This is a genomic window from Tessaracoccus terricola, assembly GCF_054776555.1.
The window spans coordinates 436,083-452,169 of sequence record NZ_BAAHBS010000005.1; the positions used below are offsets into that span (position 1 = coordinate 436,083).

Genomic DNA, 16,087 nt, shown 5'->3' on the forward strand with positions numbered 1-16,087 from the left:
ATGGAGACCTCCCCGGGGTCCGGTCAGCGGGTTGCCGATTCGTTCGGCGTGGCCTATAGTGGTTTTTTGCCCTGCTATGCAATCGTGCCCTGTCATTTGACACGGGTCTTTTGCTGTGCGAAGAACCAGCTTCTCGCGTTCTTGGAAGGACCGAATCTTGGCAACCTCGCGCTCTGCGTTGAAGAACACCAATGTCGTATCGACCAGCGGAAGGATCTCGTTCGCGAAGATCCACGAGCCGCTCGAGGTCCCAAACCTGCTTGACCTACAGGTCGACGCCTACAACTGGCTGATCGGAAACGAAGAGTGGAGCAAGTCCGTCGAGGAGCGCCTGGCTGCAGGCCGCACCGACGTGAACACCCGCTCCGGCCTGGAGGAGATCTTCGAGGAGATCTCGCCCATCGAGGACTTCAACGAGACGATGTCGCTGTCTTTCCGCGACCATCGCTTCGAGGAGCCCAAGCACAGCATCGAGGAGTGCAAGGACCGCGACGTCACCTACGCCGCGCCCCTCTTCGTGACCGCCGAGTTCGTCAACAACGACACCGGTGAGATCAAGTCCCAGACCGTGTTCATCGGCGACTTCCCGCTGATGACCGACAAGGGCACCTTCATCATCAACGGCACCGAGCGCGTCGTCGTGTCCCAGCTGGTACGCTCGCCGGGCGTCTACTTCGAGCAGACCCCCGACAAGACCTCGGACAAGGACATCTACTCCTGCAAGGTGATCCCCTCGCGCGGTGCGTGGCTGGAGTTCGAGGTGGACAAGCGGGACATGGTCTTCGTCCGCCTGGACCGCAAGCGCAAGCAGAACGTCACCGTCCTGCTGAAGGCCCTCGGCTGGACCGAGGACAAGATCCTCGAGGAGTTCGGCGACTACGAGTCGATGCGCCTCACCCTCGAGAAGGACTCGGTCCACACCCAGGACGAGGCCCTCCTCGACATCTACCGCAAGCTGCGTCCGGGCGAGCCCCCGGCGCGCGACGCCGCCCAGGCGCTGCTGGAGAACTACTACTTCAACCCGAAGCGCTACGACCTGGCCAAGGTCGGCCGGTACAAGATCAACAAGAAGCTGGGTCTCGAGCTGCCGTTCGACCAGCAGGTCCTCACCATCGAGGACATCGTCGCCTCCATCAAGTACATCGTGGCCCTCCACGAGCACAAGGAGGACCTGGACGGTGTCATCGTCGAGGCCGACGACATCGACCACTTCGGCAACCGTCGCCTCCGCACGGTCGGCGAGCTGATCCAGAACCAGCTCCGCACCGGCCTCGGCCGCATGGAGCGCGTGGTCCGTGACCGGATGACCACCCAGGACATCGAGGCGATCACGCCCCAGACCCTGATCAACATCCGGCCCGTGACCGCCGCGCTGAAGGAGTTCTTCGGGACCTCCCAGTCGTCGCAGTTCATGGACCAGAACAACCCCCTCGCCGGCCTGACGCACAAGCGTCGCCTGTCCGCGCTGGGCCCCGGTGGCCTCTCGCGTGACCGCGCCGGCATGGAGGTCCGAGACGTCCACCCGTCGCACTACGGCCGCATGTGCCCCATCGAGACCCCTGAAGGCCCGAACATCGGCCTGATCGGCTCGCTGGCCACGTTCGCGCGCATCAACGCGTTCGGCTTCATCGAGACCCCCTACCGCAAGGTCGTCGACGGCAAGGTCACCGACCAGATCGAGTACCTGACCGCCGACGAGGAGGACCGTTACGCGATCGCGCAGGCCAACGCCGCGCTCGACGAGGACGGCCGCCTGACCGAGGAGCGCGTGCTCGTGCGCATCAAGCACGGTGACGCCGACGCGGTCTCGGCCGCCGAGGTCGAGTACATGGACGTGTCCCCGCGCCAGATGGTCTCTGTGGCCACCGCGCTGATCCCGTTCCTCGAGCACGACGACGCCTCGCGTGCCCTGATGGGCGCCAACATGCAGCGCCAGGCCGTCCCGCTGGTCCGCAACGAGGCCCCGTTCGTGGGCACCGGCATGGAGTACCGTGCCGCGGTCGACGTCGGCGACGTAACCGTCGCGAAGAAGGCCGGCGTGGTCCACGCCGTCTCGGCGGACCTCATCGAGATCGCCAACGACGACGGCACCTACACCACCTGGAAGCTCGACAAGTTCGTGCGCTCCAACGCGGGCACCTGCATCAACCAGCGCCCGCTGGTGGCCCCCGGTGACCGCGTCGAGGTCGGCACCCCGCTGGCCGACGGCCCCTGCACCGACCAGGGCGAGCTGGCCCTCGGCAAGAACCTCCTCGTCGCCTTCATGCCCTGGGAGGGCCTGAACTACGAGGACGCCATCATCCTTTCCCAGCGCATCGTCCAGGACGACGTCCTCACCTCGATCCACATCGAGGAGCACGAGGTCGACGCCCGTGACACGAAGCTGGGTGCGGAGGAGATCACCCGCGACATCCCCAACGTCTCCGACGAGATGCTGGCGGACCTCGACGAGCGCGGCATCGTCCGCATCGGCGCCGAGGTCTCCGCGGGAGACATCCTCGTGGGCAAGGTCACCCCGAAGGGCGAGACCGAGCTCACCCCCGAGGAGCGCCTGCTGCGCGCCATCTTCGGTGAGAAGGCCCGCGAGGTCCGCGACACCTCTCTGAAGGTTCCCCACGGCGAGTCCGGCACCGTCATCGGCGTGCGCGTCTTCGACGCCTCGGAGGAGGACGACGAGCTTCCCCCCGGCGTGAACCAGCTGGTCCGCGTGCACGTGGCCCAGAAGCGCAAGATCTCCGACGGTGACAAGCTCGCCGGCCGCCACGGCAACAAGGGCGTCATCTCCAAGATCCTGCCCATCGAGGACATGCCGTTCCTCGAGGACGGCACCCCCGTCGACATCGTCCTGAACCCGCTCGGTGTGCCCTCGCGAATGAACATCGGCCAGGTGCTGGAGAACCACCTCGGGTGGATCGCCAAGACCGGCTGGGACGTCACCGGCGTCGAGGAGGCCTGGGCCGAGCGCCTGCGCGAGGTCGGCCTCGGCCGTGTGGAGGGTGACGCCAAGGTCGCCACCCCCGTGTTCGACGGCGCCAACGAGCAGGAGATCCAGGGTCTGCTGGGCAACTCCCTGCCCACGCGTGACGGCGACCGCCTGATCGACGAGGGTGGCAAGGCCCGCCTCTTCGACGGCCGCTCCGGCGAGCCGTACCCGGAGAAGATCGGTGTCGGCTACATGTACATGCTGAAGCTGCACCACCTCGTCGACGACAAGATCCACGCGCGCTCCACCGGGCCGTACTCGATGATCACCCAGCAGCCGCTGGGCGGCAAGGCACAGTTCGGTGGCCAGCGCTTCGGTGAGATGGAGGTGTGGGCACTCGAGGCCTACGGTGCCGCCTGGGCGCTGCAGGAGCTCCTGACCATCAAGTCCGACGACGTCCCCGGCCGCGTGAAGGTCTACGAGGCGATCGTCAAGGGCGAGAACATCCCCGAGCCGGGCATCCCCGAGTCGTTCAAGGTTCTCGTCAAGGAAATGAAGTCGCTGTGTCTGAACGTCGAGGTGCTCTCCGACGACGGCCGGATCATCGACCTGCGTGACTCCGAGGAGGACCTGCGCTCCGCAGAGGACTTCGGCATCGACCTGGGCCGTCGCCCGGGCGGTGACACCGGATTCATGGACGTCGGCGAAGTCTGAGTAATCGCACGGGGGCTCCGTCCCCGTGTGCCCCCGGCCGTGGTTGCGACCGCGGTTGGGGCTCGGTCCCGATCAACCAAAAGACAACTCAGACGAACAACAGCTCACCTACAAGTGATGTAGGGGAAAGAGAAGAAACGTGCTGGACGTGAACTTCTACGACGAACTCCGAATCGGTCTCGCGAGCGCCGACCAGATCCGTGAGTGGTCCTACGGCGAGGTCAAGAAGCCGGAGACCATCAACTACCGCACGCTCAAGCCCGAGCGCGACGGCCTCTTCTGCGAGAAGATCTTCGGTCCCACCAGGGACTGGGAGTGCTACTGCGGCAAGTACAAGCGCGTGCGCTTCAAGGGCATCATCTGCGAGCGCTGCGGCGTCGAGGTGACCCGTAGCAACGTGCGCCGTGAGCGCATGGGCCACATCGAGCTGGCCGCCCCGGTCACCCACATCTGGTACTTCAAGGGTGTCCCGAGCCGTCTCGGCTACCTGCTGGACATCGCGCCGAAGGACCTCGAGAAGGTCATCTACTTCGCGGCCCACATGATCACCGCCGTCGACGAGGAGGCCCGTCACCGGGACCTGTCCTCGCTGCAGGCGAAGGTCGAGGTCGAGCTGAAGCAGGTCGCGGCCCGTCGCGACGCAGACATCGAGACCCGCATGTCCAAGCTCGAGGAGGACCTGGCCCAGCTGGAGTCCGAGGGTGCCAAGGCAGACATCAAGCGCAAGGTCCGTGAGGGCGCCGAGAAGGAGGTCGGCCAGCTGCGCACCCGTGGGCAGCGCCAGCTCGACCGCATCCAGGCCGTCTGGGACCGCTTCAAGACCCTCAAGGTCCAGGACCTCGAGGGCGACGAGATCCTCTACCGCGAGATGGACGCCCGCTTCGGCAAGTACTTCGAGGGCTACATGGGCGCGGAGGCCATCCAGAAGCGCCTCCAGACCTTCGACCTGAAGGCCGAGTCCGAGGCGCTGCGCGAGACCATCGCCACCGGCAAGGGCCAGCGCAAGACCCGTGCCCTGAAGCGCCTCAAGGTCGTCAACGCGTTCCTCACCGGCGGCAACCACCCCGCCGGCATGGTGCTCGACGCCGTCCCGGTCATCCCGCCGGACCTGCGCCCGATGGTGCAGCTCGACGGTGGCCGCTTCGCCACGTCGGACCTGAACGACCTGTACCGCCGCGTCATCAACCGCAACAACCGCCTGAAGCGCCTGCTGGACCTCGGTGCCCCCGAGATCATCGTGAACAACGAGAAGCGCATGCTCCAGGAGGCCGTGGACTCGCTGTTCGACAACGGCCGTCGCGGCCGCCCCGTCACCGGACCCGGCAACCGTCCGCTGAAGTCCATCTCGGACATGCTCAAGGGCAAGCAGGGACGCTTCCGCCAGAACCTGCTCGGCAAGCGCGTCGACTACTCCGGCCGTTCGGTCATCGTGGTGGGACCGCAGCTGAAGCTGCACCAGTGCGGCCTGCCGAAGGCCATGGCGCTGGAGCTGTTCAAGCCGTTCGTCATGAAGCGCCTCGACGACCTCAACCACGCCCAGAACATCAAGGCGGCCAAGCGCATGGTCGAGCGCCAGCGCCCCGTCGTTTGGGACGTGCTGGAAGAGGTCATCGCCGAGCACCCCGTGCTGCTGAACCGTGCACCAACCCTGCACCGCCTCGGCATCCAGGCGTTCGAGCCGCAGCTCATCGAGGGCAAGGCCATCCAGATCCACCCGCTGGTCTGCACCGCGTTCAACGCAGACTTCGATGGTGACCAGATGGCCGTGCACCTGCCGCTGAGCGCGGAGGCGCAGGCCGAGGCCCGCGTCCTGATGCTGTCGACGAACAACATCCTCAAGCCCGCCGACGGCCGCCCCGTGACCATGCCCACCCAGGACATGATCATCGGCCACTACTTCCTGACCTCCGAGCGCGACGGCCAGGGCAAGGGCCGCACGTTCTCCTCGATCGCAGAGGCCACCATGGCCTTCGACCGCGGCGACCTCGACGTGAACGCGCCGATCCGGCTGCGTCTCACCGACGTCGTGATCGAGGGTGCGGAGCCCCGCCACGACGGGTCCTTCCTCGTGGAGACCACCCTCGGCCGCGCCCTGTTCAACGAGGCGCTGCCGGAGGACTTCGGCTTCGTCAACGAGGTCGTCGGGAAGAAGGCCCTGGGACGCATCGTCAACGAACTGGCGGAGCGCTACTCGAAGGTCGTCGTCGCCAACGCGCTCGACAACCTGAAGGACATGGGCTTCCGCTGGGCGAGCCGTTCCGGCGTCACCGTGTCCATCGCGGACGTCCAGACCCCGCCCCAGAAGGCGGAGATCCTGGCCGGCTACGAGGCGCGCGCCACGAAGGTGGACAAGCTCTACGAGCGCGGTTCGGTGACCGAGGACGAGCGTCGTCAGGAGCTCATCGAGATCTGGACCGACGCGACGGCGGAGCTCACGCAGGCCATGCGCGAGAACTTCACCACCGAGAACCCCATCTTCATGATGGTCGACTCCGGTGCGCGAGGAAACATGACGCAGATGCGTCAGATCGCCGCGATGCGTGGCCTGGTGGCGAACCCGAAGGGCGACATCATCCCGCAGCCCATCAAGTCGAACTTCCGTGAGGGCCTCTCGGTGCTGGAGTACTTCATCTCCACGCACGGTGGCCGAAAGGGACAGGCCGACACGGCCCTCCGCACGGCCGACTCGGGCTACCTGACCCGTCGACTCGTCGACGTCAGCCAGGACGTCATCATCCGCGAGGAGGACTGCGGCACCGAGCGCGGCCTCACCAAGACCATCGCCGTGTGGTCGAAGATGGGCACCGACGAGACGGGCCGTCCCGTCGAGGTCCAGACCGAGGCGTTCGCCAAGGGCGCCCAGGTGGAGACCGTCTCCGACGTGGAGACCGCTGTCTACGCCCGCGTGCTGGCAGTCGACGCCGTCGACGCCAAGGGCGAGGTGCTCGTCGCGGCCGGCACCGACCTCGGTGACGCCGAGATCGACAAGCTGGTCGCCGCCGGCGTGACCGAGGTCAAGGTCCGTTCGGTCCTGACCTGTGAGGCCGCCACCGGTACCTGCGCGCTCTGCTACGGCCGCTCCCTGGCCTCCGGCAAGACTGTGGACGTCGGCGAGGCCGTCGGTATCGTCGCCGCTCAGTCGATCGGTGAGCCCGGAACCCAGCTGACGATGCGTACCTTCCACACCGGTGGTGTGGCCGGTGACGACATCACGCAGGGTCTGCCGCGTGTCGTCGAGCTCTTCGAGGCCCGCCAGCCCAAGGGCAAGGCGCCCATCGCCGAGGCCGACGGTGTCATCCGCGTCGAGGACGGCGAGCGCAACCGCAAGCTCGTCCTGGTGCGGGACGACGGGGGCGAGGACCTCGAGTACCCGGTTGCGCGTCGTACCCGCCTCGAGTTCGAGGACCACTCGGGTGCCCGCATCCGCATCGAGGACGGCGTGCACGTGTCCATCGGGCAGCAGCTGACCGCCGGTCAGGTGGACCCGCAGGACGTCCTGCGGATCCGTGGTCTGCGCAAGGTGCAGGAGCACCTGGTGGACGAGGTGCAGCGCGTGTACCGCACGCAGGGCGCCCCGATCCACGACAAGCACATCGAGATCATCATCCGCCAGATGCTGCGTCGCGTGACGGTCATCGACTCCGGTGACACCTCGATGATGCCAGGTGAGCTCGTGGACCGTCCGTCCTACGAGGCCGCCAACCGCAAGGCGCTCACCGAGGGTGGCAAGCCCGCGGAGGGACGTCCGGTGCTGATGGGTATCACCAAGGCGTCACTGGCGACCGACTCGTGGCTGTCCGCGGCCTCCTTCCAGGAGACCACCAAGGTGTTGACCGATGCCGCCATCCAGGGCAAGAGCGACTCGCTCGTCGGCCTGAAGGAGAACGTCATCCTCGGCAAGCTGATCCCGGCCGGAACCGGCCTGGACCGCTACCGCAACATCCGGGTGGAGCCCACCGAGGAGGCTCGCTCCAGCCTGTACACCATGACCTACGACCCGTACGACTACTCGTTCGGTTCGGATCCGGCAGGTCCCGGTGTGCCGCTGGACGACCTCGACTTCGGCGACATCCGCTGAGGCTGATCAGTCCGACGAGGAGGGCCAGGTGCTGCGAAGCACCTGGCCCTCTTTCGTTGTCCGGTGGGGGAGTGGAGCCCGGGGTCAGGGGTGCTCCTGGTGCTCCTGCACCGAGCCCGGGACTGCCCGCCCGGCAGCGCCGAAACCTTCCGCCGTGGTGCCCGGCAGGTCCTGGGACGGGGTTTCGACGTCGGCCATGCTGGGCGGGGTCTCGGCGAAGCTGCGGGAGACCCTGCGGTAGGCGGGGGTGAAGAAGGCGGCCACGGTCACGGCCAGCCCCACGAGGCCGCTGAGCAGGAACACGAGCGCGATGCCGCGGCCCTCGCCGTGCCCGAGCAGCCAGGCCCAGCGCTCCTGCCCGCCGCCCGTGCGCATGTAGGGCAGCAGCCAGAACTCGGCCAGGGGCGCCACGGCGAAGGCGCTGATGGGGGAGGCGGCCAGTTCCATGGACTGGGCGAGGCCGAACACCCGGCCCTGCTTCGCGTACGGCACGGTGCGCTGCAGCACGGTCTGCTCGGCGGCCTCCACCGCCGGGACGATGGCCATGTAGGCGAACATCGTGACCGCCAGCAGCACCACGGACTCGCGGATGGACATCGCCATCCCGACGACCCACATGGCCACCAGCACCAGCAGCATGGTGCGGATGGGGTTGCGGCCCAACCCTCGTTTCCCCACCACGGCACCGCCGACGATGAAGCCGACGGAGCACACGGCATAAACGATGCCCCACCACTCGACGCTCATCAGTTCCAGGCCGTAGGGGTCCAGCAGTGCCATGTAGGTGCCGCCGAGGAAGTTGTTGAAGGTGGAGAAGATGATCAGGGCCAGCAAGCCCGGGATGGCCACCACGGTCTGCCAGGCGATCCGGAACTGCGCCGGGCCGCCGTGCTGGTCCTCGGCCTCGATCCGGGACTTCGGGATGTCGAGGGTCATGACGTGGCCCAGCGACACGGCCATCGCGACGAGCCCGATCAGGAGGGTGGTCTGCATGCCCAGCAGGCCGACTGACAGGCCGGACAGGACCGAGCAGATCAGCATCGCCACCCCGTTGACCATCCCGACCAGGCCATTGGCGCGGTCCCTCGCGTCGGGCTCCACGAGGAGTGTGACCGATGCGGAGAGGGTGATGGAGCGGATGGACTCGACGATGCTGCCCGCAAGTACCAGGAACAGGAACGCCCAGAAGCCGGGGCTCGTCAGTGAGAGCAGGGCCGAGTCGGGGGCGAACAGCATCAGCCCGAAGGCCAGCGCGAACGCGACGACGGTGGCGGCCGCGGCGGTGACCAGGACCGGCTTCTTCTGGTGGCGGTCGACGAAGGTCCCGAACGGCACCCCGAGGACGGCGAGCAGGGCCATGTAGGCACCGCCCAGGATCCCGGTCGCGAGCACGGAGCGGGTCTCGAGGTAGACCCAGAAGGTCACCGCGAACCAGATGTAGTTCGTGGCGATGTTGGCCACCAGGGTGTTCGCGAGCAGGGCGCGGAAGGTCTTGTTCATGGCCCGCAGAAGTCTGCCACCACCGGCGCCCGGCACCAATGGTGGGAGGAAACTTTCAGGGTTGGCTCAGGGTGAGGGCTGCACCGGCAGGATTGTTACCAAAGCGGAATGTTCATTCGCGCATTTCGACTTCCATCTGCATGGTGGGAGCGCTTGAATGGCTGGTGCTCGCCGATGAGCGGGCCCGGCCGCGGGGCAGGTCTCCGCGCGGAGCTTCGAGTAGACGTGGCACACGAGGATGCGTGCCGAGGGAGGACTGAGCAATGGATCGCAGGCAGTTTCTGATCGGCCTTGGTGCCGCGAGCGCCGTCGGTGTCGTCGGCCTTGCGGGCTGTGGCACCGACGAGGGGACGGAGACCCCGGGGACGGACCCCACCAGCACGGGCGAGGGTCCGGTCGAGGGTGGCGCGGGCGGCACCGTCGGCGTGTTCACGTGGTGGGCCGAGGGCTCGGAGAAGCTCGGTCTGGAGGAACTGGAGAGCCTGTTCGCGGAGCGCTTCCCGAACAACACCTTCGAGAACCTCGCCGTCGCCGGTGGTGCCGGCACCAACGCCAAGGCCAAGCTCGCCGCGGACCTGCAGAACGGCAACCCGCCGGACTCGTTCCAGGGCCACGCCGGCGCCGAGCTGATGGATTACATCGACGCGGACCAGATCCTCCCGGTCAACGACGTCATCGAGGAGCTCGGTGGCGCCGAGGTCTTCCCGCAGAACCTGCTGGACCTGATCACCGTCGACGGGGACATCTTCTCCGTGCCCTCCAACGTCCACCGCGCCAACGTGGTGTGGGCCAACCCGGCGGTCATCGCCGAGGCCGGTGCGGCCGAGGTCCCCGCGGACCTTGACGCCTGGATCGCGGACATGGGCAAGATCAAGGACTCGGGCATCGAGACCCCGATCACGGTGGGCGGCACCTGGACGCAGGTCCACCTGTTCGAGACCATCCTGCTCGCCGAACTCGGGGTCGACGACTACAACGCCCTGTTCGCCGACGGCGCGTGGGACTCCGACGGGGTCAAGTCGGCCGTCTCGAAGTACGCCCAGATCCTCGAGTTCGCCAACACCGCCTCCGACGGTGACGACTGGCCGGCCGCCACCGACGCGGTCATCGAGGGACGCGCGGCCTACAACGTCATGGGTGACTGGGCGGTCGCGCAGTTCGCGTCCAAGGACCAGGTCGACGGTGAGGACTTCACCTACTTCCCGGTCCCCGGCACCGACGGCGTCTTCGACTTCCTGGCCGACTCCTTCACGCTGCCCAACGGGGCGCCGAACCCCGAGGGCGCCAAGGACTGGCTGCGGCTGGTCGGCTCTGCCGAGGGCCAGTTGGCGTTCAACCTGGCCAAGGGTTCCATCCCGGCGCGCACCGACGTCGCCGCCGACGAGTTCCCGCCCTACCAGCAGACCGCCATGGAGTCCTTCGGCAACGACGCGATCGCCTCCTCGATCGCGCACGGCGCAGCGGTCAACATGGCGTGGCTGTCCGAGATCTCAACGGCGATGTCGAAGTTCTACAGCAGCCGCGACGAGGAGACCCTGGTCACCGACCTCGTGGCAGCCGCCGAGACCTACGGCTTCTGACCCAACCGTGCAGCGGGTTGTCGCACCCTCCCCGGGAGCGGCAACCCGCTTGCTCGTCCACCCCCCAGAACAAGGAGACCCATGAAGAAGGTCAAGACCTGGTTGCCCGGGCTGTTGCTGGTGATGCCGTCGATCCTCCTGGTCCTCGTTTTCGTCTACGGGCTCATCGGCCAGAACGTGGCCACGTCGCTCGAGCGGGTGGAGACCAGATCCGGACGGCTCGTCAACGAGGGCGGTCTGGCGAACTACGCCGAACTGCTCGGCAGCGAGCGCTACCAGCACGCCCTGTGGAACCTGCTGGTGCTCACCCTCGTCTTCGTCGTGGGGGCGATGTTCTTCGGGCTGTTGTGGGCGATCCTGCTGGAGAAGGGCGTGACGGGGGAGGGGGCGTTCCGCTCCATCTACCTGTTCCCGATGGCGGTGTCGTTCATCGCCTCCGGCGTGGTCTGGAGGTGGTTGATGTCACCGGGGCAGGGCGACTACGAGGCCGTCGGGCTCAACCGGTTGTTCATCGACATGGGTCTGCCACAGTTGCAGAACTCGTGGTGGTCCTCGGACTCGCGGTTCAACATGGCCGCGATGGCGATGCCCGCCATCTGGCAGCTCGCCGGCTACGTCATGGCCCTGTTCCTCGCCGGGTTCCGCGGCATCACCACGGACCAGCGCGAGGCGGCGCGCATGGATGGTGCCTCGGAGTGGAAGATCTACCGTCACGTGCTGTTCCCGCAGCTCTCGCCGATCGCACTGAGCGCGCTGATCATCATGGGTCACATGTCGCTGAAGATGTTCGACCTGATTTACGCCATCGCGGGCCAGAACTCCTACGTCTCCGAGGTGCCGGCGACGCTGATGTGGTTGCAGCTGTTCAACCTGAACGACCCGGTGGCGGCGGCGGTCAACGCCACCATCCTGCTCCTGCTGGTGGCGCTCGTCGTGGTGCCCTACCTCGTACACACCAACCGCACCGAGAAGGCAGGCCGATGATGAGTGCCGTGGCAACCCGGTCCGAGGACCGGATCGTTCCCCGCAAGAAGAAGGTCGGGGGCAAGAAGGTGGCTCTGACCGGCGGGCAGTACCTGCTGCTGGTCTTCTTCGCGGCCGTCGTCCTGATGCCGCTGTACGTCGTGGTGGTCACGAGCCTGAAGTCGCCGGCTGAGTACTCGTCCCTGACCGCGTGGAGCCTTCCCCGGGAGATCTCCGGCCAGGGGTGGGTGGCGGCATGGGAGGCGTTGGCCCCGGCGATGTTGCGCTCCATGGTGCTGGCGGTGAGCGCCGCCGTGCTGTCCTCGTTCCTGGGCTCCCTGAACGGCTATGTCTTCTCCAAGCTGCGCTTCCCCGGCGCGACGCTGATCTTCACGCTTTTCCTTTTCGGAATGTTCATCCCGTACCAGGCCATCATGATCCCGCTGCAGTCGCTCATGATCCAGGTGCAGTCCACGGCAGAATGGCTGGCGGGCATCCCCACGCTGATCATCGCCCACACCATCTACGGCATCCCGATCTGCACGCTCATCTTCCGCAACTACTACGCCACGGCCCTGCCCGACGAGATCGTCGAGGCCGCACGCGTCGACGGTGCGGGCACGCTGCGGATCTTCCGCTCCATCGTGCTGCCGGTCTCGGCGCCGGCCTTCGTCGTGACCCTGATCTGGCAGTTCACCAGCGCCTGGAACGACTTCCTGTTCGCCCTGTTCCTGACCAACCGGAACACGGGCCCGGTGACCTACGCCCTCCAGGAGCTCGCCTCGGCCCAGAACCCCGACTACGCGCGGATGATGGCCGGCGTCCTGATCGCCAGCCTGCCCACGCTGGTCGTCTACGTCGCGCTCGGCAAGTACTTCGTGTCCGGGCTGATGAGTGGTTCGGTGAAGTAGCCGCATTTTGACCCTGTGGGGGTGGGGGAGTAACCTTGTTGAGCGTGTCCGCCCTCGCGGGCACTTGTGCGTGCCCTGGCATGGGCCCCAGCCTTGAGTTGCAGAGGTGGTCGGGGTCGTGCGGAGCTCGCACGGCGGCCCAAGGCCCGGAGCAACTACGGAAACGGTGACCCGGAACGCGCTGGTCGAAGCCGCAAAATGCCAGGGAATTACATGTCCAGACAGCGAAAGTGATACCAAACAGGTGCCAACAATTCAGCAGCTGGTCCGAAAGGGCCGACACGATAAGTCGTCATCAAGCAATACCCCCGCGCTCAAGGGCTCGCCCCAGCGTCGCGGTGTGTGCACCCGTGTGTACACCACCACCCCGAAGAAGCCGAACTCCGCGCTGCGCAAGGTCGCGCGCGTTCGCCTGAGCTCCGGCATCGAAGTCACCGCCTACATCCCGGGTGTCGGCCACAACCTGCAGGAGCACTCGATGGTGCTCGTGCGCGGCGGCCGTGTGAAGGACCTCCCCGGTGTCCGTTACAAGATCGTCCGCGGCTCCCTGGACACCCAGGGCGTCAAGGGCCGCAAGCAGGCCCGTAGCCGCTACGGCGCGAAGAAGGAGAAGTAATGCCTCGCAAGGGTCCCGCGCCGAAGCGCCCCATCAACGTAGACCCCGTCTACGGCTCCCCGCTGGTCTCCCAGCTCGTGAGCAAGATCCTGCTCGACGGCAAGAAGACCGTCGCGCAGGGCATCGTGTACAACGCCCTTGAGGGCACCCGTGAGAAGACCGGTGTGGACCCGGTGCAGACGCTGAAGCGCGCACTGGACAACATCCGCCCGTCCATCGAGGTCAAGTCGCGCCGCGTCGGTGGCGCCACCTACCAGGTCCCGATCGAGGTCAAGCCCGGTCGCCAGACCACGCTGGCCATGCGTTGGCTCGTCAACTTCTCCCGCGACCGTCGTGAGAAGACCATGACCGAGCGTCTCATGAACGAGATCCTCGACGCGTCCAACGGCCTCGGTGCCGCCGTGAAGCGTCGCGAGGACACGCACAAGATGGCAGAGGCCAACCGCGCCTTCGCCCACTACCGCTGGTGACCTCCCTGCCCTCGAGCCTCGTGCTCGAGGGCATTCACCGTTAACTCACGAAGCCAGAGAAGGACACAACAGTGGCCAACCAAGACCTCTCGCAGGTACGCAACATCGGCATCATGGCGCACATCGATGCCGGCAAGACCACCACCACCGAGCGCATCCTGTTCTACACGGGCAAGAACCACAAGATCGGCGAGACGCACGACGGTGCGGCGACGATGGACTGGATGGAGCAGGAGCAGGAGCGCGGCATCACCATCACGTCCGCCGCGACGACCTGTTTCTGGCACGACACCCAGATCAACGTCATCGACACCCCCGGCCACGTTGACTTCACCGTCGAGGTGGAGCGCTCGCTGCGCGTCCTCGACGGCGCGGTCGCCGTGTTCGACGGCGTCGCCGGTGTGGAGCCGCAGTCGCAGACCGTGTGGCGCCAGGCCACCACCTACGGCGTGCCGCGCATCTGCTACGTCAACAAGCTGGACCGCACCGGTGCCTCGTTCGACTACTGCGTCCAGACCATCCGTGACCGGCTGAACACCGACCCGGTGGTCCTGCAGATCCCGATCGGCTCCGAGTCCGACTTCCTGGGCGTTGTCGACCTGGTGGGCATGCGTGCCCTCACCTGGCGCGGCGAGACCGTCATGGGCGAGGACTACGAGGTGGAGGAGATCCCCGCAGAGCTCAAGGAGCGTGCCGAGGAACTCCACGCCAAGCTCGTCGAGCGTGTCGCCGAGGTTGACGACGACCTGATGGAGAAGTACCTGGAGGGCGAGGAGCTCACCAAGGACGAGATCGTGGCAGGCATCCGCAAGGGTGTCATCGGCAACGAGTTCACCGTCGCGCTGGCCGGCAGCTCCTTCAAGAACAAGGGCGTCCAGCCGCTGCTCGACGCCGTCGTGGCCTACCTGCCCTCCCCGCTCGACGTCCCCGCCATCGACGGCTTCAAGCCGGGTGACGAGGAAGTGGAGATGCACCGCAAGCCCTCGAACGACGAGCCGCTCGCGGCGCTGGCGTTCAAGGTGGCCGCTGATCCGCACCTGGGTCGCCTGACCTACGTGCGCGTCTACTCCGGCGTTCTGGAGACCGGCTCCTCGGTGCTGAACTCTGTCAAGGGCCGCAAGGAGCGCATCGGCAAGATCTACCAGATGCACGCCAACAAGCGTGAGGAGATCGACTCGATCGGCGCCGGCATGATCTGCGCCGTGATGGGCCTCAAGGACACCACCACCGGTGACACCCTGTGCGACCAGGCGAACCCGATCGTCCTGGAGTCGATGAACTTCCCCACCCCGGTCATCGAGCAGGCCATCGAGCCGAAGACGAAGTCCGACCAGGAGAAGCTCGGCACGGCCATCCAGCGCCTGGCCGAGGAGGACCCCACGTTCCGCGTCCACACCGACGAGGAGACCGGCCAGACCATCATCGCCGGCATGGGCGAGCTGCACCTCGACGTGCTCATCGACCGCATGCGTCGTGAGTTCAAGGTGGAGGCCAACATCGGCAAGCCGCAGGTGGCCTACCGCGAGACCCTGCGCCGCCCGGTGGAGAAGGTGGAGTACACCCACAAGAAGCAGACCGGTGGTTCGGGCCAGTTCGCCCGCGTCATCATCAACCTGGAGCCGGGCGAGCCCGGCACCGGCTACGAGTTCGTCAACGCCGTCACCGGTGGCCGCATCCCCAAGGAATACATCCCCGCAGTGGACCAGGGTGTCAAGGAGGCCATGCAGTTCGGTGTCCTGGCCGGCTACCCGGTGGAGGACATCAAGGTCACCCTGACCGACGGTGCCTACCATGACGTCGACTCCTCGGAGATGGCGTTCAAGCTGGCCGGCTCCATGGTGTTCAAGGAGGCGGCCCGCAAGGCGGATCCCGCCATCCTCGAGCCCATGATGGCGGTCGAGGTCACCACGCCCGAGGACTTCCTCGGCACCGTCATCGGTGACCTGAACTCCCGTCGTGGCCAGGTCCAGTCCATGGACGAGGTCCACGGCAACCGCGTGGTGCGCGCCCTGGTGCCGCTGTCGGAGATGTTCGGCTACGTCGGTGACCTGCGCTCGAAGACCTCGGGCCAGGCCTCCTACTCCATGGAGTTCGACTCCTACGCCGAGACCCCGAAGGCCGTCTCCGAGGAGATCGTCGCGAAGGCTCGCGGCGGGGAGTGATCCCGTAGTCGCCAGACGCTGAGCCGGCCGGTGCCCGAGAGGGTGCCGGCCGGCTCTTTCGTGCCGTTTGCATCCTTGCCGGGCGGTGCATGTAGCATGGGTGGTCGCTCGTTTGACTCTGGCGCTCAGATCGCTAGCATTACTCGAGTATGCGTTCGGGTTGTAGACTT

General features: G+C 66.5%; 9 protein-coding genes. 8 read left to right on the plus strand and 1 reads right to left on the minus strand.

What is annotated here, in order from left to right:
- Positions 1–157: 157 nt before the first annotated feature.
- Positions 158–3,637, plus strand: coding sequence for a DNA-directed RNA polymerase subunit beta (gene rpoB / locus ACYU7G_RS11870; protein ID WP_461108058.1), 3,480 nt, complete (start codon positions 158–160; stop codon positions 3,635–3,637).
- A 139-nt stretch (positions 3,638–3,776) separates the two neighbouring features.
- Entirely contained in the window at positions 3,777–7,715 is a 3,939-nt protein-coding gene (gene rpoC, locus ACYU7G_RS11875) for a DNA-directed RNA polymerase subunit beta' (protein WP_461108060.1), read from the plus strand.
- 84 nt (positions 7,716–7,799) lie between these two features.
- Here the strand turns inward: rpoC and ACYU7G_RS11880 are convergent, their stop codons facing one another.
- Positions 7,800–9,215 (minus strand): MFS transporter, encoded by a 1,416-nt coding sequence (locus ACYU7G_RS11880; protein ID WP_461108062.1) that lies wholly within the window; start codon positions 9,213–9,215, stop codon positions 7,800–7,802.
- A 263-nt stretch (positions 9,216–9,478) separates the two neighbouring features.
- Between ACYU7G_RS11880 and ACYU7G_RS11885 the strand changes: the two genes are divergently transcribed.
- The 6 genes from ACYU7G_RS11885 (at position 9,479) to fusA (ending at position 15,917) form a co-directional block, all read left to right on the plus strand.
- On the plus strand, positions 9,479–10,795 hold the full coding sequence (locus ACYU7G_RS11885; RefSeq protein WP_461108064.1) for an ABC transporter substrate-binding protein: 1,317 nt from the start codon (positions 9,479–9,481) through the stop codon (positions 10,793–10,795).
- A gap of 81 nt (positions 10,796–10,876) precedes the next feature.
- Complete coding sequence (locus ACYU7G_RS11890; RefSeq protein WP_461108066.1) at positions 10,877–11,779, plus strand: carbohydrate ABC transporter permease; 903 nt, start codon at positions 10,877–10,879, stop codon at positions 11,777–11,779.
- Entirely contained in the window at positions 11,779–12,669 is an 891-nt protein-coding gene (locus tag ACYU7G_RS11895; RefSeq protein WP_461108068.1) for a carbohydrate ABC transporter permease, read from the plus strand. The genes ACYU7G_RS11890 and ACYU7G_RS11895 overlap by 1 nt, the downstream gene beginning before the upstream one ends.
- 244 nt (positions 12,670–12,913) lie before the next feature.
- Positions 12,914–13,285, plus strand: a complete 372-nt coding sequence (gene rpsL / locus ACYU7G_RS11900) for a 30S ribosomal protein S12 (protein WP_143937015.1) — start codon at positions 12,914–12,916, stop codon at positions 13,283–13,285.
- Positions 13,285–13,755, plus strand: a complete 471-nt coding sequence (gene rpsG, locus ACYU7G_RS11905; protein WP_461108071.1) for a 30S ribosomal protein S7 — start codon at positions 13,285–13,287, stop codon at positions 13,753–13,755. The genes rpsL and rpsG overlap by 1 nt, the downstream gene beginning before the upstream one ends.
- A 71-nt stretch (positions 13,756–13,826) precedes the next feature.
- Positions 13,827–15,917, plus strand: a complete 2,091-nt coding sequence (gene fusA, locus ACYU7G_RS11910) for an elongation factor G (RefSeq protein WP_461108073.1) — start codon at positions 13,827–13,829, stop codon at positions 15,915–15,917.
- Positions 15,918–16,087 lie beyond the last annotated feature (170 nt).

Excerpts from the sequence above, each read along its gene's own strand:
- ACYU7G_RS11880 (WP_461108062.1), bottom strand. The coding sequence starts at position 9,215 with ATGAACAAGACCTTCCGCGCCCTGCTCGCGAACACCCTGGTGGCCAAC.
- ACYU7G_RS11885 (WP_461108064.1), top strand. The coding sequence starts at position 9,479 with ATGGATCGCAGGCAGTTTCTGATCGGCCTTGGTGCCGCGAGCGCCGTC.
- ACYU7G_RS11890 (WP_461108066.1), top strand. The coding sequence starts at position 10,877 with ATGAAGAAGGTCAAGACCTGGTTGCCCGGGCTGTTGCTGGTGATGCCG.
- ACYU7G_RS11895 (WP_461108068.1), top strand. The coding sequence starts at position 11,779 with ATGAGTGCCGTGGCAACCCGGTCCGAGGACCGGATCGTTCCCCGCAAG.
- rpsG (WP_461108071.1), top strand. The coding sequence starts at position 13,285 with ATGCCTCGCAAGGGTCCCGCGCCGAAGCGCCCCATCAACGTAGACCCC.